We start from the raw sequence: 20,925 nt of genomic DNA on the forward strand, positions 1-20,925 counted from the left end.
GGTGTGGAAGCGTGGTAACGCGTGGAGCTGACGAATACTAATCGGTCGAGGACTTATCCACACACTTAGCAACTGATCATGCAGATCCAGTTTTGAATGAATAATGATGAAAAAGCCATTCCTTTAAGGAATGGCTTTTTTTATGAATGTTGACAACAACGAAGCCCACATAATAATATAACCTTACGTAAAAATTTGATTTTACGGAGGGCTGATTGATGGAAATTTCAAAGGGAGTCGAAATGCTTCATCTGGATTTTCAAGGGAATATCATTCATCCCATTTTGTTGTGGGATCAAGATATGGCTGTTTTAATAGACACCGGATTCCCAGGACAAATGGAAGATTTACGCGTGGCCATGGAAAAGGCAGGGGTACCGTTCAACAAACTGAAAGCTGTGATTTTGACTCATCAGGATGTGGATCATATCGGTAGTCTTCCAGAGATTTTGCAGGAGTATGGGGATCAGGTTCACGTATATGCACACGAACTGGATAAGCCGTATATTCAGGGGGAATTACCACTTTTAAAAAACGGGGACCTTGAGAATCCTCCGAAAGGCAGAGTGGACCATACCGTGAGTGACGGTCAGGAACTGCCGTTTTGCGGTGGGATTCGCGTCATCCATACTCCTGGGCATACTCCCGGTCATATCAGCCTGTATGTAAAGCAAAGCAAGATCCTCATTGCCGGAGATTCGATGTACAGTGTAAACGGGTTTCTCGAAGGCATTCATGTCCCGACCACACCAGATATGAATGCAGCTAGACTCTCGTTGAAAAAGTATATAGACCTCGACATTGCATCTGTGGTTTGTTACCACGGGGGATTTAGCAATGGAAATGTGAAGGAGAAGATCGTAGAACTTAGTCAAGGGTTACGTTAACAAGGCAGTTATTCAGATTGGAGTGACAATTATCAAGCTTCGGCATGAAAGGGCCGGGGCTTTTTAGCATGTAGTTAGGGGACAAATATACTGATTTCACCAGTCGTGCTAAAGTAAAGGACGTTGTTGACAGGACACCAAAAGGTGTCGTATTATCAAAGTGACACTATTTGGTGTCCAATTAGGAATTAGTCATTTGGAAAGTTTGGAACTTGAAGTTTCACTTGAAACCATTATGGAGGGGGAAACAAATGGGCAAAATTAACGGTGCGGAAACGACCGCGAAAGCAGAAACCAATCCCCGAGGAAAAATGATTGCATATTGGTCAGTCACATTACTACTCGCAGTAGCTGTTATGTTAAGTGGTATTGGGCAGCTGATGCAATTTGGGGGAAACATCGAGTTAGTGACGAATCTTGGTTACCCGCTATACATCTTGACCATTCTCGGGATATGGAAAGTGCTTGGAGCTATTGCTCTCGTTATCCCAGGGTTTCCCCGGCTTAAAGAATGGGTTCACGCTGGTATCTTCTTTTTAATGACTGGTGCGGCTTTATCTCATGCGCTTGCGAACGATTATGGAGAGTACGGGTTTTACATGATCCTTCCGCTTTCATATGCTGCGCTAAATATCGCCTCGTGGGCGCTACGTCCGATAAGCCGCAAACTTTAGGGAGGTTGCAGAAATTAACGGCTGTCCTCACCATACTACAGAAAATTAGATTTTGGAGGGAGTGTTGTGAGCGAGAACAACCCGTTACGGGATGTGTTTGATGCGATTGCGGACCCAACCAGGCGTCGACTGATCCGCTTGTTAGCAGAGGCAGAGGAGATACCGCTTCATGAATTAACGGCACAGTTTCAAATGGGGCGCACAGCGGTATCCAAACATTTGACAATCCTGAAAGAGGCCGGACTGGTACTTGACCGAAAAGTCGGCAGAGAAACGCGATTTAGGCTAAACGCCGCTCCACTTAGAGAAATTCAAGATTGGTTGGCTTTCTACACGAAGTTCTGGAGTACGAATATGCTGCGCTTAAACCAATTTTTAGAGGAGGAAGAAGAATGAGTTTAACATTATCCCTGGATTTTCAGTACAAAACAACGATGGAGAAGCTCTGGTCCGCTTTAACCGATGCAAACAAGCTTACCAAATGGATGGTCAACGTCCACACCGGACAGGCGATGGAAAATGATTTTAAGCCCGTTATCGGACACCACTTTCAGTTTCGTACTCAGCCGACCGAATATTGGGATGGAATTGTTGACGGCGAAGTGCTTATCGTAGAAGAACCACACCGGCTGTCCTATACGTGGTGCAGTGGAGGAGAGAAGCACACAGTCACCTGGACGTTGCAGGATTTAGGGAACGGAAAGATTAACCTTCATCTCGAACAAACCGGAATCTCAAATGCTCAAGCACTGGGCGGAGCCAAGTATGGCTGGAGCAATTGGTGCGGCGAGCTTGAAAAGGTATTGGAGCAATAATCGCATACCCTCAAAAAACGGCAGCCTGTTTAATCGGCTGCCGTAATTTTATAAACAGGCAAAATGTCCCTACCCGTTAATCCGTTATCATAACTGAAGGAGTAGCCGCTCGCACGAAGATGATCGCATCAAAAGCTTTTGCTGGAATCATCTGCAACGTATACATCTTCTCCATTTTTCCGTACCATCCACTAAAAACATCACCGATTGCACTGATTGACTGCGCTTTATTCAAATAGGTGTAAAAATCTGCATGATGCTTTGTCTTGGCAAAATCAAGGAATCCATCCGCCATGCCTGTCTGTGCAAACAGAACAGCCAGCCGATTATTGCCACTATTTTTTACCGTAAACGCTTTGCGCTCATTGGTAGTGGCGTCCTTTGCAAGGAAGGTGCTTTCGTAGAATTCACTTCCGATTGCGTAATAGTGGTCCCCCAATACTTTTGCGAGATGTGCCCCCATGCAGGTTGTCATTCCTGTGGTAGTAGAGGTCTTTTCGATATGTCCATTATGTCCGGCGATGAACATGTTGTTGCGACCGTAATGCTTCTTTTCAAAGGATAAAATCCACATTGCTTTGTCCGCCATATAGCGATCACGGGTGTTGCCATAGTTCGTGTTTGTTCCGCGGAGTGTAGCGTTTTGCTTGATGGATTCAGCGAAGGCAGTAGCCAGCTCATATTCTTTCTCAGAGCTTTTCGCGATGTAAACGGATTGGTTTTGTTTCATTTGCTCCATCAAGCTTTTTATGTGGGTGAGGGCTTCCTGTACGAGGGGAATCTTTTGATCATACACCGTCTTGTCATTCAGATTCGTAAGCAGCTTCTCATACTTGGATGCGAGTGTCGGATCAACTTTTTTCAAATAGGAGAATAGCCCGTTTTTGTTATGGTCATAGCGTTGCATGTCAAAGCCATAAAAATGAATTTGGTCCTTGGCATCCCGCTGCTCATTAAAGGCGCGCATCCAAGAGAGAAGGGCAGCCATTTCTTCTGTTTGGTAAATCGTAAATCCGATGGCTTTTGCGGCATCCTGTGCAGTTCCGTTGCCGCCTAAAATGTATTCATTGATCTTTTGCCCACCGCCAAAATCACCTTCAATGGCAAATACGCGATAACCTTGTTTTTCTACCAAATGCTTAAAAATATCTAGCTTCAGCGTAGTGAATTGCTTGTTGCCATGCGTAGCTTCTCCAAACCCGATGATGGTTTTTGCAGGAAGCTCCATTTTTGAAACAGGGACAAGGGTAGATTGCAATGACTGTTGTAAGGTGTTGGCTGATGCAGATTGGAAACCCGTCAATACACGCAGCACGATGAACAAGCTTAGGGTGATCAGGAGTTTTCTTTTCATATCAATCTCTCTTTCTTGAAGGATTACTGGGAAACGGGTGGATTTTCTTACCATTTAAATAATTATACTCCTTCCTGGTCATATTTACCTACAGTGAATCCTTTTCTGTGGAGTCCTAGCCGAAATGTAAAAACGCACCTGGGTTGGATTATCCGTATCCCCGGTGCGTTTTCCACTTGCTATTTTAAATATTTCGCCCGATACTCATCTGCCAGCATGGACATGAGAATAGAGTCGTGATAGGCGTGGTTGTAATAAAGCGCTTGTCGCTGTACGCCTTCACGCTGGAAGCCGAGCTTTTCATACGTGTGGATGGCGCGTTCGTTAAAGGAAAATACATTTAGTTCGATGCGATGCAGATTGAGGATACCAAAACCATAATCGAGCATCAGCAGGAGGGCTTCGCTTCCGTAGCCTCTGCCTTGATGGGCATTTTGGTCAATCGAAATTCGGATAAAGGCGTTGCGATTATTCCGATCGATATCCCCGATCTGGACGTCGCCAATCACTTGATCATTTTCACACAGGCAGATCAATAAGAGGACACTGGAAGAGTCCTGGCCTTTGTTCTCGATGTACTGGTGAATTTGCTCACGCGTGAAATGCTTTTGTGTACCAGTCAGCTTGCGTGTTTCCTTGTTGAACAAGGAACGGTAAAGTAATTCAGTATCTTCTGTGCCGATCGGTCGCAAAAAGACGCGTTCCCCTTCCAAAAAGCGAACCGCTGCACTTGTATTCTCCTGTGTGGTAGACATAGTCGTCGTCCTCCTGTTCGTACAAAACTCTTTCTCTTAGGATAACGGGCAAGTGTATACTTGAAAATGTGCAGTTTTGTAAAAATGAAAAGGACAGATGGAGGGGGAAATCGAGATGCTCTTGACCCCAAACTGGCAGGAAAACGACAACGAGCCACAATACGTACAGCTTTATGCTTATCTGAAAAAGGAAATCGTCGCAGGACGCTTGGCGGTGAGTAGCAAGCTGCCGTCCGTTCGCAAGCTGGCTGACTTGCTGGGCGTAAGTACAACACCCGTGGAGATGGCATATCAGCAACTGCTGGCGGAAGGTTTTATCCAAAGCAAACCGCGCAGTGGGTATTACGTAGAGAAATTACCCGATCCTGAAATGAAACCGGGTGCTGGTACGAGCACCCAAACGATCCAGCGGCCCATGGTGCGTGACGAGCGGGAGTATGTCTATGACTTTCATCTCTCACGCAATGATTTTTCGTTATTTCCAACCATGATTTGGCGTCGTTTGTACAATGAGACGCTTCACATAGAGCAGCAGGAGAATCTTTTTTATGGGGATCCGCAAGGGGAGGCTGGACTCAGGAAGCAAATCGCTGAGTACTTGCACAGGTACCGGGGTGTCGCTTGTTCGCCAAATCAAGTGGTGATTGGGGCGGACCAGTTTGGCTTGTTGTCCCTGATCTGTTTGATGGTAAAGCCGCAGTTCCAACGCATCGGCGTAGAGAATCCGGGATATTTACTGTTTGCCAATACGTTTCGCCAGCACGGATACGACGTGGTGCCGATCTCACTGACAGAGGACGGAATTAGCGTTAGTGAGCTATATGAGTCAGGGGTTGGGCTGGCTGCCGTTTCTTCTGCTCATCAATACCCGCGTGGGATGATCATGCCCATATCCAAGCGGCTGCAATTGCTCGAATGGGCCAAAAATGTGGGAGGATACATCATCGAAGACGATTACGACGGAGAGTTTCGTTACCATGGCAGACCGATTCCGTCCATGCAGGGCTTGCTACCGCATGCGAATGTTATCTATATGGGGAGCTTTGCGCAGGTATTGGCGCCTGCTCTAGGCATTTGGTACATGGTCTTGCCAGAATCTCTGCTGGATACCTACTACAGCCTGCTACGTGAGACATTGCTGGAACCATCTTCATCCCGACTGCATCAGCGGACGATGGAAGCCTTTATGGAAAAAGGATATTTCGAAAAGCATGTCCGCAAAATGCGCAAGCTGTACCGTAAAAAGCATGATGCGCTGCTGCTGGCTGTGCACAAGCATTTTGGCGAAAGAGCGACAGTCATCGGAACCGATGCTGGTTTTCACGTTCTGCTGCGGGTAAACAGCGTGCGAAGTGAAGAGGAGTTGAAAAAGCTGGCGATTCAAGCAGGCGTGAGAGCCTCGTCCGCATCGTTTACATGGCTGGTGCCACCTAATCCCTTGCCAAAAGAGTTTTTCCTCGGCTTCGCGGGCATTCCATTGGAAAATATCGATCCCGGTATCGAGGCACTGAGCCAAGCGTGGTTTGGCGACAGTTGACAATGCATGGGTACGCCGTTATGCTAAGAGTACCTTTTGGAAAATATGAAAAACAAAATATTTTCCTTGTTTTCGAGAGGGGGCAAGAACATGCAGGAACGAATCCTACAATGCGCTTATCATGAGATTGAGACCAAGGGCGTCCGTTTTACCATGTCCGATTTAGCTCGGCGCGCAGGCGTTAGCACGAAGACGTTGTATGCGAGCTTTCCATCGAAAGAAGCCTTGATCACCAAAGTCATTGAAGAAAACATCGAGGATTTGCGTAAAGCGGAAGATCAGATTTTACATGATCCTGACCTCGATTTGGTTGAGAAGATGCGGCAGCTGCTCGCACTGGTCCCGAACAATTTCTCACGAACGGACCTGCGCGTATGGTACGAGCTGAAGCGCTTCTATCCCGAGCAATGGAAGCTGATCGACGAGTTCAACCAACAGGAGTGGGAGCATGTTCGGATCATTCTGGAGCAAGGGGTAGAGGAGGGCGTGTTTCGTCGAATCCAGCTTCCGATCCTGATTCAGATGTATACCGGGACGCTCAACCAGTTGATTGATCAGCAGTTGGCCAACCAGCATCATGTGACGATTGGCGATGCACTGGATGCGGTCATCGATATTTTACTAGGCGGCATCGTAGATTCATCGTCTTCAAACAAGTAAGTAGGAGGAACAAAATGAGTTGGGTCTATCTATTAATGGCCATTTTACTAGAGGTGGCTGGAACAACATCGATGAAGCTGTCTGACGGGCTGAGCAAGCCTGTCCCCAGTGTGATGATGTTTATCTTTTATATTTTGTGCTTCTCGTCGCTGAGCTTGGCGCTCAAGGAAATGGAGGTCGGGACTGCTTATGCCATCTGGTCGGGTCTTGGCACAGCGATCATCGCGGTCATTGGTGTGGTGATCTTCAAGGATGCCTTCACTGTCAAAAAAGTAATTGCTGTCGGACTGATCATCGTGGGTTGTGTGCTGCTGAATCTGGGAGACTCCTCTCACGCACAATCTTCGAAAGATACAGGAGTAGCTGAGGCGAAATGAGTGAGAAAAATGTAAGGGCAATGCTAGTGTTCTTCTGGGTCACCGATGTGGCTTTTATCGTATACTGGCTCATTACCTTTTTGGAGCTCCTCCCTGTGGAATACCTGTATCAGGATTACTACGACCCCAACTTGCTCGCATGGAACCTGTCCTTTTTTCCTTTGGATATTTTTATTTCCATCACGGGCTTTGCCAGTCTGTACGCCTATCGCAGAGGGCGCAACATCTGGAAGCCGCTTGCCATGCTGTCGCTTGTTTTGACATCCTGCTCGGGTTTGCAGGCAATCGCTTTTTGGGCGTTCAAAACAGATTTCGATTGGTCCTGGTGGATTCCGAACCTGTACCTGCTGATATATCCGTTATTCTTTTTGCCGGGCTTGATGCGAGAACTGGCAAAAGTGAAGGAAAGGGATTCTTGACAAATTTTGAGCAGTGGCTATATAGTAGGTCTTAAGTTAATAGTGCTGTGGAGATTGGGAGATCAGCTAATATTTGCAAAATGAGGGCATTGGCTCTTGTTTAGCGAGTATTAGCTTTTTTATTTTCTCTCCAAACAAACCACAAAGGAGTTAGCGTATTGTAAGCGCTTTACCGTAATGGGTTTACGTTTTTTCCAAAAAGGGGGAGGATGGGGGCATGTCTATTTATGTAGGGGAATTGATCGGGACGATGATCTTGATCATTTTGGGGGCAGGTGTTTGCGCCGGACAGAACTTGAAAAAGGCGTATTCCCAAAACGGCGGCTGGATTGTGATTACGCTGGGCTGGGGGCTGGCAGTTGCGTGCGGAGCGTATGCAGTAGGAAGCATTAGTGGAGCGCATTTGAATCCGGCACTTACGATTGCACTGGCAAGCATCGGTCAATTTCCGTGGGAGCATGTGCCGGGTTACGTAGCGGCTCAACTGATTGGGGCGTTTATGGGAGCGACGTTCGTCTGGATCTTTTATTACCCGCATTGGCGTGAGACGAATGATGCAGGAGCCAAATTAGGCGTATTTGCAACAGGTCCAGCGATTCCTAATACAGTCGCGAATCTGTTTAGCGAAATTTTAGGTACGTTTTTCTTGGTGCTCGGTCTACTGGCGATCGGAGCGAATAAATTTGCAGAAGGACTGAATCCGTTTATCGTCGGCTTTCTGATTGTCGCAATCGGTTTGTCTCTTGGTGGTACTACTGGTTATGCGATCAATCCAGCCCGTGACCTGGGACCTCGTCTCGCTCATGCTCTCTTGCCCATCCACGGCAAAGGAAAGTCCAACTGGCACTATGCATGGATTCCTGTTGTTGGACCTATCATTGGAGCAGTAAGTGGAGCGTTTTTTTACAAATGGACGTTTACAGATCATTCGCTGACAGGTGTAATAGCATTAGCGGCTTTCATGGTGATTGCCATCGTGGTCGGAATGACAACCAAAAAATCAATCGACAGCAAGGAGCGAATCGCATCCGAAAGTGCGCGTTCCTAGACATAAAGGTAAGAATGAAGGCGATTCCATATGAGTGAAGGAGGAACAGTTATCATGGAAAATAAATACATGCTTTCCCTCGATCAGGGAACGACGAGCTCTCGCGCTATCTTATTCGATAAATCCGGTGCCATTATCGGTGTTGCCCAGAAGGAATTCACACAAATCTATCCGAAGCCGGGTTGGGTGGAGCATAATGCCGAGGAAATCTGGGAATCGCAGCTAGAGGTTTTGAAAGCGGTTTTACTGGAAAATCATGTGAAACCGGAAGAAATCGCAGGGATCGGGATTACCAACCAGCGGGAAACCACGGTGGTATGGGATAAGCACACGGGCAAGCCGATTCACAATGCGATTGTATGGCAAAGCAGACAGTCCATCGATATTTGCAACCAGTTGAAAGAGCAAGGCTATGAGCAAACCGTTCGTGAAAAGACAGGATTGTTGATTGACGCCTACTTTTCCGGGACAAAGGTAAAATGGCTGCTCGATCATGTGGAGGGAGCACGGGAGAGAGCCGAGAAAGGCGACCTCTTGTTTGGAACCATTGATACGTGGCTGATTTGGAAGCTGACTAATGGCCTTGTGCATGTGACCGACTATTCCAACGCTTCGCGCACGTTGATGTTCAATATTCATTCCCTGGAGTGGGACGACGAGCTGTTGAACATGCTGCAAATTCCGAAAGCCATGCTGCCAGTTGTCCGTCCTTCCAGCGAATTGTATGGCTACACTGACGAGAAGCTCTTCGAATTCCAGATTCCGATTGCCGGGATTGCCGGAGACCAGCAGGCTGCTTTGTTTGGGCAGGCGTGCTTTGCGGAAGGGCAGGCCAAAAACACTTACGGAACAGGTTGCTTCATGCTGATGAATACAGGAGAAAAGGCAGTTGCATCCAAAAACGGGTTGTTGACAACCATTGCCTGGGGGGTGGATGGCAAGGTAGAGTACGCCCTGGAAGGCAGTATTTTTGTGGCTGGTGCGGCGATTCAATGGCTGCGTGACGGACTCAAGCTGATCGAAAAATCATCGGATTCGGAGAAGCACGCACTCGCTGTTGACACGACAGATGGTGTTTATATGGTTCCAGCCTTTGTCGGACTGGGAGCACCGTATTGGGATATGGAAGCAAGAGGCGCGATCTTTGGCTTGACCCGTGGAACGACGGAAGATCATTTGATTCGGGCAGCGTTGGAGTCTCTGGCTTATCAGACACGGGATGTGCTTGAAGCGATGGAGGCTGATTCCGGCATCCGGCTACAAAAGCTGGCAGTAGACGGTGGAGCCGTGGCGAATAACTTTTTGATGCAGTTCCAGTCCGACATCCTGAATACAGAGGTTGAGCGTCCGCGTGTCAATGAAACGACCGCGCTGGGAGCAGCTTACCTGGCAGGGCTTGCCGTCGGGTATTGGGGTAGCAAGGAAGATATTGTGAATAATAAAGTGGTGGAGCGCTCCTTCTCACCAGATATGGCGGAGGAAGTGCGCCAGGGGCTGTACGCAGGTTGGAAGCAAGCTGTTACGGCAACGATGGGTTACAAGATTAGGCATTGATTTTTGTGTAAAAGAGGTCTAAAGTTAAAGATAAGTTAATCATGCTGTGGAGACTACGGAGACAGCCAGTATCAGAAGAGCAATGACATTGCATTGCTTCTTTTGGATATTGGCTGTCTTTTTCTTTTAGAGAGGATGAGAAGAACGATGAACGATCAACATGCACTATCATCAAGTCAACGCCAGGCTTGTCTGGATAAAATGGCAAGCAAACAACTCGATCTTTTGGTGATTGGCGGTGGGGTGACGGGAGCGGGGATTGCCCTCGACGCAGCCGCGAGAGGTCTGAGCGTTGGGCTGGTGGAAAAACAGGACTTCGCTGCGGGCACAAGCAGTCGCTCTACCAAGCTCGTTCATGGAGGATTGCGCTATTTGAAGCAGGGCGATGTGCAACTGGTGCGGGAAGTAGGCCGAGAGCGAGCTATTTTGTATCGCAATGCGCCACATATCGTCATCCCGGAAAAAATGATTTTGCCTATCGTGAAAAATGGTACCTATGGCAAGCTGGCAACCTCTATTGGGTTGTATGTATACGATGTGCTCGCTGGAGTCGAGAGAAAAGAACGACGCATCATGCTGAACAAACAGAAAACCGTGGAGGCAGAACCACTGTTGCGCCGCGATATTCTCAAGGGTGGCGGACTCTATTTCGAATATCGGACAGATGATGCTAGGCTTACAGTTGAGGTCATGAAAACAGCAAGCTCGCACGGAGCGCTCTGCGTGAACTATACGGAAGCCATTGGCTTTATTTATGAAAACGGCAAAGTCATCGGGATTCGCGCGAAGGATTTGCTTACAGGTACGGAGTACTCCCTCCATGCCAAAAAAATCGTCAACGCAGCAGGTCCTTGGGTAGATCAGCTTCGAGAAAAAGACCACTCCCTGTACGGCAAGCGCCTCCACCTGACAAAAGGTGTCCATCTGGTCGTACCATATAACAGACTGCCGTTGAAGCAGGCCGTTTATTTCGATGTATCCGATGGGCGCATGCTGTTTGCCATTCCGCGCAATAACAGTACGTATATTGGTACCACTGACACGAATTACAAAGGTGTGCTGGAGCGGCCAACGGTGACGAGAGAAGACATGCAGTATGTACTGAATGCCGCGAACGAGATGTTCCCTTCTGTGAAGCTGACGGAACAGGATGTCAGCTCCAGTTGGGCAGGACTCAGACCACTAATCCATGAAGATGGCAAATCCCCATCCGAATTGTCACGCAAGGACGAGATTTTTTACTCCAAAAGCGGGTTGATTACGATCGCAGGTGGAAAATTGACGGGCTTCCGCAAAATGGCCGAGCGCATTGTGGATGTGGTGGTCAAGCAGTTGACCGAAGAAGAAGGCAGAGCATTTGAAGCTTGTCGGACAGACAAAATCGTCCTCGCTGGCGGAAAATTTGACTCCGCAGCCAAGATTCCTGTATTTGTGAAAGCACAGGCAGAGCGACTTCGCCAATGGGGAATCACCGAGGAACAAATCCGCGTCCTGGTCGGGAAATATGGCAGCAACAGTGAGCAAATCGTAACGATGTGCCAGGAGCTTTTGACACAAAATGCTCAAAATGTGTCTCCGATCGAAGCACTGCTGAAAGCAGAACTGCGCTACGCTGTAAAGGAAGAAATGGTCATGACCATGAGCGATTTTCTGATTCGTCGCAGTGGCAGACTATTCTTCGAGAGGGATACACTGGAGCCTGTGTATCGATTGGTGGGAGAAGAGCTCGCTCATGAGCTGCAATGGTCGGATGAGAGGAAAGAACATGAAATAAAAGCGTTTGAAGAGGAATATCATCTTGCGAAAACATTTCAATAGGGGTGATTCGTGATTGGCAAACCAGATCAATCAAGTCATACTTCCAGCAGCCCGGACATTAAAAGAATTTGATGAACTCATGGAAAGCTGCTACGAGCGCATTATTTTGCTGAATGCTCATGTAGCACAAGTAAAGCCGCTGGGAAAACGGGCCAGAGCGTTCGGGAAAAAACTGCTGATCCATGCTGATCTCATAGACGGCTTGAAGTCTGATGAATATGCGATGGAGTTTCTTGCGCAAGAAGCACAGCCTGAAGGAATCATCACCACACGGAACAGTGCCGTTCTTGCCGCCAAGAAAAAAGGACTCATTTCTATCCAACGACTTTTTCTCATTGATACGATGGCATTAGATAGCAGCCTTACTCAGCTGGAGAGAACCAAGCCGGATTACGTCGAGGTTTTGCCAGGAATCATTCCCCATCTGATCGAAGAAATCACTGTACGAACCAAGATTCCGGTTATCGCTGGAGGATTTATTCGCACAATGGAAGATGTCGATCGCGCTATTCTTGCTGGTGCGACATCTGTAACCACTTCTCGCAGAGAGCTGTGGACGAAATCTTAAGAGCATATCAGGGTAGTCAAAAGCCGGTCATTCCTGTTCGTAGGAATACCGGTTTTTTGGTGTTTGTCCTATAAGAAAATAGGTAGATGACGATGATAGAGGAGGTAGGTAGATACCCTTTTCTTTGTATAACGGTCAGTAGTCTATGCGGATGAACGTCACCGTGCATATACACATATAGTCAGCAAAAATAAGAGGAAAGAAGGCGGTTGCGTGAATTATCAAAGCTCTCAATGGCAATCCTCGTACTCTTCGCGGGAAGGACATTCTTCTTATTACCCTTGGCAAAGAGATCGGGAACGGCCACCAGGATGGGATCGTGGAGGAGAATGGCAGAGACCTTACCGGAGTTGGGAGTTTGACCACAGACGGAGATGCCCGGATCACTGTCGTTGGTGCCCCCCTGGCTGCTGCGGACGCTTTCGCTAACAGATAAATAGGAGAACGAGAGCCAAAACTTGAGATGGATTCGAGAGATTTGGCTCTTCTTTTGGGGAATTGAGAAGGAAAGAGGGTGGAAATCATGGAGAATCTGCAAGCATTCTCGTTAAAACAGCCCTAATCCTCTCGACCCCTTCTTCGATCTGTGCCTCATTGATATTGCCGTATCCGAGAATGATTTTATCTGTATGATTGCCTTTGACAATGGCGTGCTCCTCGACCGGGTAGACACGCACTCCGGCTTGCTCCAGCGCAGCCAGGACGTCAGGTGTGAAGTGAACCATGGGAAAAGCAGCTACGATGTGCAGTCCAGCGGCCTCCCCCCAAATGCGAATGCCATCACCAAAAGCCAGTTGAAGAGCATCAATCAAGCATTGACGGCGTTTTTTGTACAGCTTTTTTACGCGATTCACGTATTTCTCTAGATGCCCCTCCTCGATAAAAACCCCGAGGGCAAGCTGATCAATCGAAGGGGCGTGCAAATCGGATAGCCATTTTGCCTGCTGGTAGGAGGCTACCAATGCTTTTGGCAGGACGAGGTATCCCTGACGCAGTCCGGGAGAAAGGATTTTGCTAAAGGAACCGATGTAGATAACACGCTCCGAGGCAAGTCCCTGAATGGAGCTGATAGGAGCAGTTTCGTAACGAAACTCGCTGTCGTAATCATCCTCGACAATGTAGCAGTCAGCTTCCCGTGCATAACGAATGAGTTGAAGTCTTCGCTGGATGGGCATGGTGCCGCCTAGCGGGAACTGATGGGAAGGCGTGACAAATACGAAGCGGGGGCGATGGGCAGACAATGACGGTAGCTGTTCCATATCCATCCCGTAGGTATCTGTCGGAACAGGCAGTAAACGAGCGCCTGTCCTGGTGAAAATACTTTGGATATCGTGCGTGATCGGGTCCTCGATGACTACGTGACTATCAGGACGCAGAAGCACATTGGCAATCAGGGTGAGCGCCTGAGTAGCCCCGGATGTCATAATGATTTGCTCGGGGTCACATTGCACGCCACGTGTTCGATACAAATAGCGACATAAAATCGTGCGCAGCTCCGTACGTCCCTCGGGACGATTATAGCCAAAGACTGATAGCGGTGCTTCTTGACAGACACGCTGGACAGTTTTGCCCCAGAGGTTGCGAGGAAAACGCTCCAGAGCAGGAACACCAGAACGAAAATCGATTAGCTTGCTCTCGTCTTCGTTGAAATGCTGGTCCACTTTCGGCAACCCAGCCCCAGCCTCTGTCATCCGGGCGTGCTGTTCCAAATAAATGCCCGAGGCAATGAAATACCCGGAGCCACGTTTGCTCTCGATGTAGCCCTCGGCTAGTAGCTGCTCGTATGCCTCTAGTACCACATTGCGAGAGAGGTGCAGTTCGCTTGCTACTTTTCGGGTAGATGGAAGCTTGAAGCCGGCTGCAAGTTCTCCGCTCAAAATCTTTGTGCGCAATTCAGAATAAATTTGTCTGATTAACGGAATCGGTTTCTCTCGGTCAATGGTTATCCAGAGCAAGCTGTGTGAGCCTCCTTACGCAACTGGTCCTCTCGAAATTGTGGGAAACTGGACCTAATCCATACAAGCGTACCATGGTAGGGTGATAGAAGAGAAGAGATATGCCACTGCCAAAGGAGAGAGAAGGATGACGCCAGAAGAGAGAAGAACCGCAGACATTTTGCGTACAATCGCCCGTGATGAACGAATCAAGGAAGCCGTCAAAACATCGCCCTTGCTATATCCGTTGCTTTTGACTGCTGCGAAACGTTATGTGACAGGCGAAACGCGTGCGGATGCAATAAAAATAGCCCAACGCCTGGAAAAATTGGGCTACCGTCTATCAATTGAACACATTGGTGAAAATACGCTGGATTCGCAGATTGTACATGAAGCGCAGCGGGAGTTTCTTGCGCTAACTGCGGATTGCTCCCAACTACATACACCAGTTGGAATCTCCTTTGATCTGTCCCATCTCGGCTTGTTACTGGATAAAGAGCTGGCGTTTGCCCACGTAGAAGAGTTGGCAGAGCGGGCGAGACATAGCGGCCACTATTTGATGATCAGCATGGAGGAATCGGCGAAAACAGAGGCGATCATTAGCATGTATGAGCGCTTGGCACAGCGACACGAAAATGTGGGCATTACGATTCAAGCACATTTGCACCGCTCGCTGGATGATGTGAAACGGGTGCTCGGACTCCCTGGGAAAATACGTTTGGTTAAAGGCGCATTCAAGGAACCTCAGGAAATCGCATTGGGGCGTTCAGTGGAGTTGAACGAACGATACCTGGAGCTGGCTGATATGTGTGTACGAGCTGGGCGTGAATGCTCACTCGCCACGCACGACCAAGCGATTGTAGACGAGCTAGACGGTCGAGACTATTTGCATCGACCGAATGTAGAGGTCGAGCTGTTATACGGGGTTCGCCCTGAGCTGGCTCATGTTTTGCGAGAAAAAGGGGTTCCAGTGCGCTTGTACCTCACATATGGGACAGAGTGGTACTTGTACTTGTGTCATCGACTGGCGGAGTATCCGCCTCATGTGCATCAGGCGATAGCCGATATGTTTGATACGGCGAGACTTCAGGATGTAGGGTATGGCATGTCATAGAAGGATTACGAAAAAACGTCAGAGCATGATCCTGACGTTTTTTCTATTTTTCATTCTGTCTTGCCTTCACACAAATTCCCCAGCCAAATTGCTCTTGATTCATGATCTCTGCCCGAACCGTGTTTACCCCTGCGTGGAGGCGAACAGATACTTGGGCGTACTTGCTTCGAATTCGTCCGTCACTCACTGGTGGATTCCATCTCCACACGCCTTGATGTACTTCCTCTTCATTGACCCAAAGCCGCAAATGATCGCTGAATCCAAAATGGAGTTGAGTCACTGTCTCATGAGGTACTGTAAGCGTGCTTGTGGCTTGAACAGTCATCCCGGGCTTCGCTGGGAAGAGCCGATTGAAATTGAGTGTCCCATTTTCTTCGACGACTGCATTTGTCCAATCTGTCAAGACAACAGACTGTTCACTAGCGATGTACGGCTTTGAAATGAGCCATTCCGTAAGATAACCCTCCGCTGTGAGCTGTTGCCGATCTGTCTTGGTATGCAAGGCATCGGTCGGCGTGATTTCTGTCACCGATAGATTGCGAATGTATGCGGGCAAGTAGTTCCAGAAGCCGATTTTATCAAGTGAAGTTCCATGCTGTAGATGGGAAATGAACAACTGAGGCGCAGGGTCTTCTCCCAAATACACGACAGCCTGGTTTGCTTGAACCTCCACAGCAAGCGTCTTCCATTCCCCAATTGTGTAAGACAACGGCTTTTGATACCCAGGGCCGTTATAAATTTGCCACGTCATGGACCCATTCATGATCGGATCATACTGAATTTCTTCCGGAGCGAGGTACACCAGCTCGTAATTATGCACATCTCGCGCACCAAAAACGAGCCCGACAAAGCCTACTTGTTTTGGTATGGCGACTTCCGCTTGCAGTCGAAAGCAGGGATAGGGGACAGCCTGACGAAGGAAAACAGGAGCTCCCATCCCCTCCAAGTAAAGGGCTTCGCGGTTTGCCCATACGTCTGGGCTTGCCTGTGATTCTCCGAGATCAAATTCATGCAAGTCATCACGCAAATTCCAAGAAAACGTAGACATTTACATTTCACCACTCTTTCTTGTTCATGCCTGCTATGTTAGGAGAATAATTTTCCAACAGATGTCTAAAATCCTTTTGCACTTGTCGATCAATCGACTTCATTTTGAAAAAAATTGTAGCTATTTGTCTGGAAATAACGTCAATAACTGTATGAGATGAAAAGATAGGAAGAAAAAAGAATGGTCCGTGGAGGTTTTGAACGAATGAAAACAGCGCAGTGCAAGCGATGGCTCCTGGCCTTCTGTGCGTTCCTCCTGATGGTAGCAGGTGTTCCTTTAGGATTAACGGGGACAGCCTTGGCAGAGGGAAACATTCAGCTGGGAGTAACAGTTGGAATTGAAGGAAAGTACAGGCAAACGGGAATGGTTCCCGTTGTCGTCACGGTGAAAAATGGAGGGGCAGATATCGAAGGGGAACTGTTTGTCGCCACTGACGAACGGGGGGACAGACGCTTCGCAGTTGCCAATTATCAGCCGGTCTCGATTGCAAGCGGAGTGACCAAGCAGGTAACGGTTCTCGTTCCTGGATCAGAGTTGCGTGGCAGTTCTTTTGTGGCCTTGATGCAAAATAACAAGATGATCGCGCAAACGCCGGTAACAGGCAATTCATACAGCGAAGATACGCTGATGATCGGTGTGTTGGCAGAAAACCCCGACACAGCTAACTTCCTTGGTGTACTGCCGAAAGGCTCTATTCATAACCCTGTCCAGCTTTTGACGATGAAGGCAGAAAATATGCCAGTGACAGGTACACAGCTCCAGATGATTAATATGCTCGTCATCAACAATTTTGCTCTGGATTCATTGAATGAACAGCAGATCAAAGCGATTCGGGATTGGACGAAATCTGGCGGGATGCTGATTTTAGCCGGGGGAGCACAGTACAAGAAATCCGGAGGCGTTTTGGGTGACTTGTCACCAGTAGAAGTGACAGGAGTGACGAGCGTACAGACACTCTCCAGTTTAAAAGTGGATAAGACCAATCCGATTGCACTGACATCCCCCTTTACTGTAAGCAATGGGACATTGAAGGCGGGAAAAGTTCTGTACAGCGAAGGAAATATTCCGTTGATGGCCGTACATACCGTGGGAGCTGGAAAAGTATTGTACGTCGCCTATGATTTGGCCGCAGAACCAGTAGCGAGCTGGGCAGGAAACAGCCGCTTTTGGGCAGATACATTAGTAAAGGCTTTCGGTTCATCCCTCAACGCTTCCAATATGAGCATGATCGACAACGTATGGCCGCTTCGGGATGCTGCTGATCGAGTCCCATCCTTAAAAATTCCGGAGGTTGGCTGGTTCGCAGTATTTTTCGGAATTTATGCCCTGGTTGTAGGCCCAGTTCTTTTCTATATTTTGCGGAGAGGACGCAAGCAAAGCTACATGTGGGTCATCGTCCCTGCCCTTTCGGTGCTGGCGGGAATCGGAATCTTCTCGATTGGTGCCATCCAACGCGGTGTGGGTGTAAAGCTGCACCAGGTAGGTTATGTTGAGCTGCAAAACAATGGACAGGCGAATGCGATAAGTGTATCCGCATTATTCGTACCGAGAAATGACGACTATCGTTTGACTTTAAAGGGAGAGGGTATGACCGAACCCATCATTGAAAGCAATTATATCGATCAAGTTCCGAAAACGTGGATTTCCATACAGCCAGATCAGACCCATATTGATTTCCGAGATGTAGAATTCTGGTCGATGCGCAAGGTTGCGACGGAGCAATCCTTATCGGAAGTAGGGAAGATAGAATCAAATCTGTCCTATGAGAACGGCGCACTGAAAGGAACTGTGACAAACAATACGAAGTACTCGCTGCGAGATGTGACGATCTCGACCGGTATGCAGGTACAAGAGTTTCCACAGTTGGCGGCTGGCAGCAGTATCGAAGTGAACTTGCCGTTTGCCCCTCAACAACAAGCAAGACGGAACCAACATCGGATGAATACGGGGCATGCACTGCCGCAGCATATGCAATCGAATGGCTATGGAAGAGAAACACGTGAGCAACTCATCGTGGAAATGCTGGACATGATGGACAAACGTAGTGGTCCGTCAGAAGTGGTAAAACTCGTGGGCTGGACCGATGAGCAAGTTGTTGAGGCTGTCGTACCAAACGAAAATACGGAGAACAGCAGCATTGCTATGGTCACTTCGACGCTGCAAGTGAATCCATCCAAGGACGGACACATTTATTATCCGACGGGATCGTTTGATGTGACGATGTCAGGCAGCTCTGTTCCGGTTGATGACTTCGGCGATGGCTTTAGACTTCCTGCGGGGGATATTACCTTTGACATCAATCTGAATCAGGAAGGACAGGAGCTTGCCATCAGCAATTTGTATCTGTACACCTGGTCAGAGGACAATACGACATTTGAAAAAGAGGTTTACAACTGGAAGACAAAAGCTTTCGAACCATTTGAAAAAGCATTCATGAACAACGTGATGACAAGCGACAAGACCACTACTTATGTTTCGGGCGACGGCACTGTCCGCATCAAATTTGCCCACCAGTTTGAGGATGAACGCCACATTGGGGTTCCAAGTGTCAGTGTGGAAGGGAAGGTGAGCAAGAAATGATCCAGATCCAAAATTTGCGCAAGCGCTACGGCAAAATGGAAGCGTTAAAAGGACTTTCGCTCGAAATTGACAAGGGTACCGTTTTTGGTTTCGTTGGTCCGAACGGGGCAGGAAAATCGACGACGATGTCCATTTTGGCGACTTTATTGGAGCCGACCAGTGGGAAAGCATACGTAGGCGGCTATGAAGTGACCAGGCATCCAAAGGAAGTACGCAAGCTGATCGGCTACATGCCTGACTTTTTTGGTGTGTACGACAATTTGACAGCAGAAGAGTATCTCGATTTTTACGGCGCGAACTACGATATTCCGGCAGCAGAGCGAAAACAAATCATTCCGCAGTTATTGGAGCTGGTCAATCTCACGCACAAGCGGGATGCCTACGTCGACTCGTTGTCGCGGGGGATGAAGCAGCGCCTCGGACTGGCTCGCTCGCTGGTTCACAATCCGGAAGTGCTCATTTTGGACGAACCGGCTTCTGGTTTGGACCCGCGGGCACGTATCGAGCTGCGGGAGATTTTGAAGGAACTGCGAGACATGGGCAAGACGATTATCATTAGCTCGCACATATTGCCTGAGCTAGCGGAGATGTGCGATGTCATCGGGATTGTGGAGGAAGGCAATCTGGTTGCCTTTGGACGAGTCGATGAGATTTACTCGAAAATGCAAGAACAGCGGGTATTGCGCATCCGCCTGTTGGATCGGGTTGATGAAGCAATGACGCGCTTGCGTGAGATGCCCGTTATTACCAGGGTGACACGCGAAGGGAACTGGGTCGTTGCGGGCTTTTCAGGCAATGACGAAGAACAGGTTGAGCTGCTGCGGGAGCTTGCGGTGTCAGGCTATCCTGTGGCCGCGTTTAATGAGGCAGTTGGTGATTTGGAAGAAATCTTCCTGGAAATTACGAAAGGGGTGGGCTCATGAGCGACTTGAGACGATTTCGCAACCCTGTCTTGTTCAACGAATGGAAAATGAGAATGCGGACCAATCGGTCACCGTGGATCATCCTGTTATATTTGCTTGTTTTGGGCGCAATGACGCTTACGCTGATTTTCTTTATGACAAACGGCGGCAGCTATTACAACCCGAATGATACACGCGAGTTGTTCATGATGCTGTCAGTGTTTCAGCTCGGGATGATCTGCTTCGTCGTGCCAGGACTGACGGCAGGTGTGATTTCCGGTGAGCGCGAACGCCAGACGTTGAGTGTGCTGTTGACCACGAATGTCAGCGCCACACGATTGATTTTAGGCAAATGGCTGGCGTCGCTCAGCTTCATGACCTTCCTGGTTATAGCGACCATCCCGCTCTATGCCATCGTCTTTTTGTATGGAGGAATTTCACCTGCACAAGTGATCAAGGTGTTTGGTTTTTACGTCATTACGATGTTTGGAATCGGCAGCATCGGTGTGCTCATGTCCACGCTGATCAAACGGACAGGTATCGCTACGGTTGTCACTTATGCCGTGGTGTTCGGATATGCGATTGGATCGAGCATACTGGCGGAAATTATCAAAGAGTTCATTCGGTACCAGCGCAGGTCGGGTGGTATATCATCCGCGACTATGCCAGACTGGCCTGATCTCCTGCATAATTTCAATCCATTGTTTGCGATGTTAAATATTTTTGAAGAAGGGCCGCAGATCAGGATTGGGAATGTGGACCCGTATGCGGTTTACAGCCTGTTTTTCGGGATCATTACACTGTTCTGCCTTTTACTTTCCATCTATCTCATTCAGCCAGTGAAACCGAGATTTCGCAAAGTAAAAGAGGAGAAATAAGCC

21 protein-coding genes are annotated in these 20,925 nt (G+C 48.3%); 16 read left to right on the forward strand and 5 right to left on the reverse strand.

Features of this window, described 5'->3' with window-relative positions; genetic code table 11:
* Window positions 1-218 precede the first annotated feature (218 nt).
* The 4 genes from HP568_RS26805 (at window position 219) to HP568_RS26820 (ending at window position 2,376) form a co-directional block, all read left to right on the forward strand.
* Window positions 219-887 carry an MBL fold metallo-hydrolase gene (locus HP568_RS26805; protein WP_173630695.1) on the forward strand — a complete coding sequence of 223 codons (669 nt, stop codon included), beginning with the start codon at window positions 219-221 and terminating at the stop codon, window positions 885-887.
* 251 nt (window positions 888-1,138) lie between these two features.
* Window positions 1,139-1,561, forward strand: a complete 423-nt coding sequence (locus HP568_RS26810) for a DoxX family protein (RefSeq protein WP_048034762.1) — start codon at window positions 1,139-1,141, stop codon at window positions 1,559-1,561.
* Window positions 1,562-1,627: 66 nt separating this feature from the next.
* Window positions 1,628-1,957, forward strand: a complete 330-nt coding sequence (locus HP568_RS26815; RefSeq protein ID WP_048034761.1) for an ArsR/SmtB family transcription factor — start codon at window positions 1,628-1,630, stop codon at window positions 1,955-1,957.
* The gene (locus tag HP568_RS26820) at window positions 1,954-2,376 is read left to right on the forward strand and encodes an SRPBCC family protein (protein WP_048034760.1); all 423 of its coding nucleotides are present in this window, start codon (window positions 1,954-1,956) and stop codon (window positions 2,374-2,376) included. The genes HP568_RS26815 and HP568_RS26820 overlap by 4 nt, the downstream gene beginning before the upstream one ends.
* A gap of 76 nt (window positions 2,377-2,452) precedes the next feature.
* Here HP568_RS26820 and HP568_RS26825 read toward each other — a convergent pair whose 3' ends face one another.
* Both HP568_RS26825 and HP568_RS26830 read right to left on the reverse strand, forming a co-directional pair.
* Window positions 2,453-3,730, reverse strand: a complete 1,278-nt coding sequence (locus HP568_RS26825; RefSeq protein ID WP_173630696.1) for an erythromycin esterase family protein — start codon at window positions 3,728-3,730, stop codon at window positions 2,453-2,455.
* 179 nt (window positions 3,731-3,909) lie between these two features.
* Window positions 3,910-4,485 carry a GNAT family N-acetyltransferase gene (locus HP568_RS26830; protein WP_048034758.1) on the reverse strand — a complete coding sequence of 192 codons (576 nt, stop codon included), beginning with the start codon at window positions 4,483-4,485 and terminating at the stop codon, window positions 3,910-3,912.
* Window positions 4,486-4,600: 115 nt separating this feature from the next.
* Here HP568_RS26830 and pdxR (HP568_RS26835) point away from each other — a divergent pair, with 115 nt between their 5' ends.
* The 8 genes from pdxR (HP568_RS26835) (at window position 4,601) to HP568_RS26870 (ending at window position 12,466) form a co-directional block, all read left to right on the forward strand.
* Window positions 4,601-6,022 (forward strand): MocR-like pyridoxine biosynthesis transcription factor PdxR, encoded by a 1,422-nt coding sequence (gene pdxR, locus HP568_RS26835; protein ID WP_173630697.1) that lies wholly within the window; start codon window positions 4,601-4,603, stop codon window positions 6,020-6,022.
* A 90-nt stretch (window positions 6,023-6,112) separates the two neighbouring features.
* Window positions 6,113-6,682, forward strand: a complete 570-nt coding sequence (locus tag HP568_RS26840) for a TetR/AcrR family transcriptional regulator (RefSeq protein ID WP_173630698.1) — start codon at window positions 6,113-6,115, stop codon at window positions 6,680-6,682.
* A gap of 14 nt (window positions 6,683-6,696) precedes the next feature.
* Complete coding sequence (locus tag HP568_RS26845) at window positions 6,697-7,059, forward strand: DMT family transporter (RefSeq protein ID WP_048034755.1); 363 nt, start codon at window positions 6,697-6,699, stop codon at window positions 7,057-7,059.
* On the forward strand, window positions 7,056-7,478 hold the full coding sequence (locus HP568_RS26850) for a YvaD family protein (RefSeq protein ID WP_173630699.1): 423 nt from the start codon (window positions 7,056-7,058) through the stop codon (window positions 7,476-7,478). Before HP568_RS26845 ends, HP568_RS26850 begins: the two co-directional genes overlap by 4 nt.
* A gap of 217 nt (window positions 7,479-7,695) precedes the next feature.
* The gene (locus HP568_RS26855; RefSeq protein ID WP_173630700.1) at window positions 7,696-8,526 is read left to right on the forward strand and encodes an MIP/aquaporin family protein; all 831 of its coding nucleotides are present in this window, start codon (window positions 7,696-7,698) and stop codon (window positions 8,524-8,526) included.
* A 54-nt stretch (window positions 8,527-8,580) separates the two neighbouring features.
* Window positions 8,581-10,080, forward strand: coding sequence for a glycerol kinase GlpK (gene glpK / locus HP568_RS26860; RefSeq protein WP_048034752.1), 1,500 nt, complete (start codon window positions 8,581-8,583; stop codon window positions 10,078-10,080).
* 147 nt (window positions 10,081-10,227) lie between these two features.
* The gene (locus HP568_RS26865) at window positions 10,228-11,898 is read left to right on the forward strand and encodes a glycerol-3-phosphate dehydrogenase/oxidase (RefSeq protein WP_173630701.1); all 1,671 of its coding nucleotides are present in this window, start codon (window positions 10,228-10,230) and stop codon (window positions 11,896-11,898) included.
* Between the two features lie 13 nt (window positions 11,899-11,911).
* On the forward strand, window positions 11,912-12,466 hold the full coding sequence (locus tag HP568_RS26870; protein WP_048034750.1) for a glycerol-3-phosphate responsive antiterminator: 555 nt from the start codon (window positions 11,912-11,914) through the stop codon (window positions 12,464-12,466).
* Window positions 12,467-12,647: 181 nt separating this feature from the next.
* On the opposite strand, the gene HP568_RS26875 is transcribed toward HP568_RS26870, so the two are convergent.
* Both HP568_RS26875 and pdxR (HP568_RS26880) read right to left on the reverse strand, forming a co-directional pair.
* Window positions 12,648-13,004 carry a hypothetical protein gene (locus HP568_RS26875; protein WP_173630702.1) on the reverse strand — a complete coding sequence of 119 codons (357 nt, stop codon included), beginning with the start codon at window positions 13,002-13,004 and terminating at the stop codon, window positions 12,648-12,650.
* Entirely contained in the window at window positions 12,988-14,421 is a 1,434-nt protein-coding gene (pdxR, locus tag HP568_RS26880; protein WP_173630703.1) for a MocR-like pyridoxine biosynthesis transcription factor PdxR, read from the reverse strand. The genes HP568_RS26875 and pdxR (HP568_RS26880) overlap by 17 nt, the downstream gene beginning before the upstream one ends.
* 127 nt (window positions 14,422-14,548) lie before the next feature.
* Between pdxR (HP568_RS26880) and HP568_RS26885 the strand changes: the two genes are divergently transcribed.
* Window positions 14,549-15,514 carry a proline dehydrogenase family protein gene (locus HP568_RS26885; protein ID WP_048034748.1) on the forward strand — a complete coding sequence of 322 codons (966 nt, stop codon included), beginning with the start codon at window positions 14,549-14,551 and terminating at the stop codon, window positions 15,512-15,514.
* A gap of 43 nt (window positions 15,515-15,557) precedes the next feature.
* On the opposite strand, the gene HP568_RS26890 is transcribed toward HP568_RS26885, so the two are convergent.
* Complete coding sequence (locus HP568_RS26890) at window positions 15,558-16,562, reverse strand: hypothetical protein (protein ID WP_173630704.1); 1,005 nt, start codon at window positions 16,560-16,562, stop codon at window positions 15,558-15,560.
* Between the two features lie 204 nt (window positions 16,563-16,766).
* Between HP568_RS26890 and HP568_RS26895 the strand changes: the two genes are divergently transcribed.
* The 3 genes from HP568_RS26895 to HP568_RS26905 are packed head-to-tail and all read left to right on the forward strand — an operon-like array spanning window position 16,767 to window position 20,922.
* Complete coding sequence (locus HP568_RS26895) at window positions 16,767-19,142, forward strand: DUF7408 domain-containing protein (RefSeq protein ID WP_254551555.1); 2,376 nt, start codon at window positions 16,767-16,769, stop codon at window positions 19,140-19,142.
* A complete protein-coding gene (locus HP568_RS26900) occupies window positions 19,139-20,065 on the forward strand; it encodes an ABC transporter ATP-binding protein (RefSeq protein ID WP_173630706.1) in 927 nt (308 codons plus the stop codon). The genes HP568_RS26895 and HP568_RS26900 overlap by 4 nt, the downstream gene beginning before the upstream one ends.
* Window positions 20,062-20,922, forward strand: a complete 861-nt coding sequence (locus tag HP568_RS26905; RefSeq protein ID WP_048034744.1) for an ABC transporter permease — start codon at window positions 20,062-20,064, stop codon at window positions 20,920-20,922. Before HP568_RS26900 ends, HP568_RS26905 begins: the two co-directional genes overlap by 4 nt.
* Window positions 20,923-20,925 lie beyond the last annotated feature (3 nt).

The organism is Brevibacillus sp. MS2.2 (assembly GCF_013284345.1).
In the GTDB taxonomy this organism is placed as follows: Bacteria; Bacillota; Bacilli; order Brevibacillales; family Brevibacillaceae; genus Brevibacillus; species Brevibacillus brevis_C.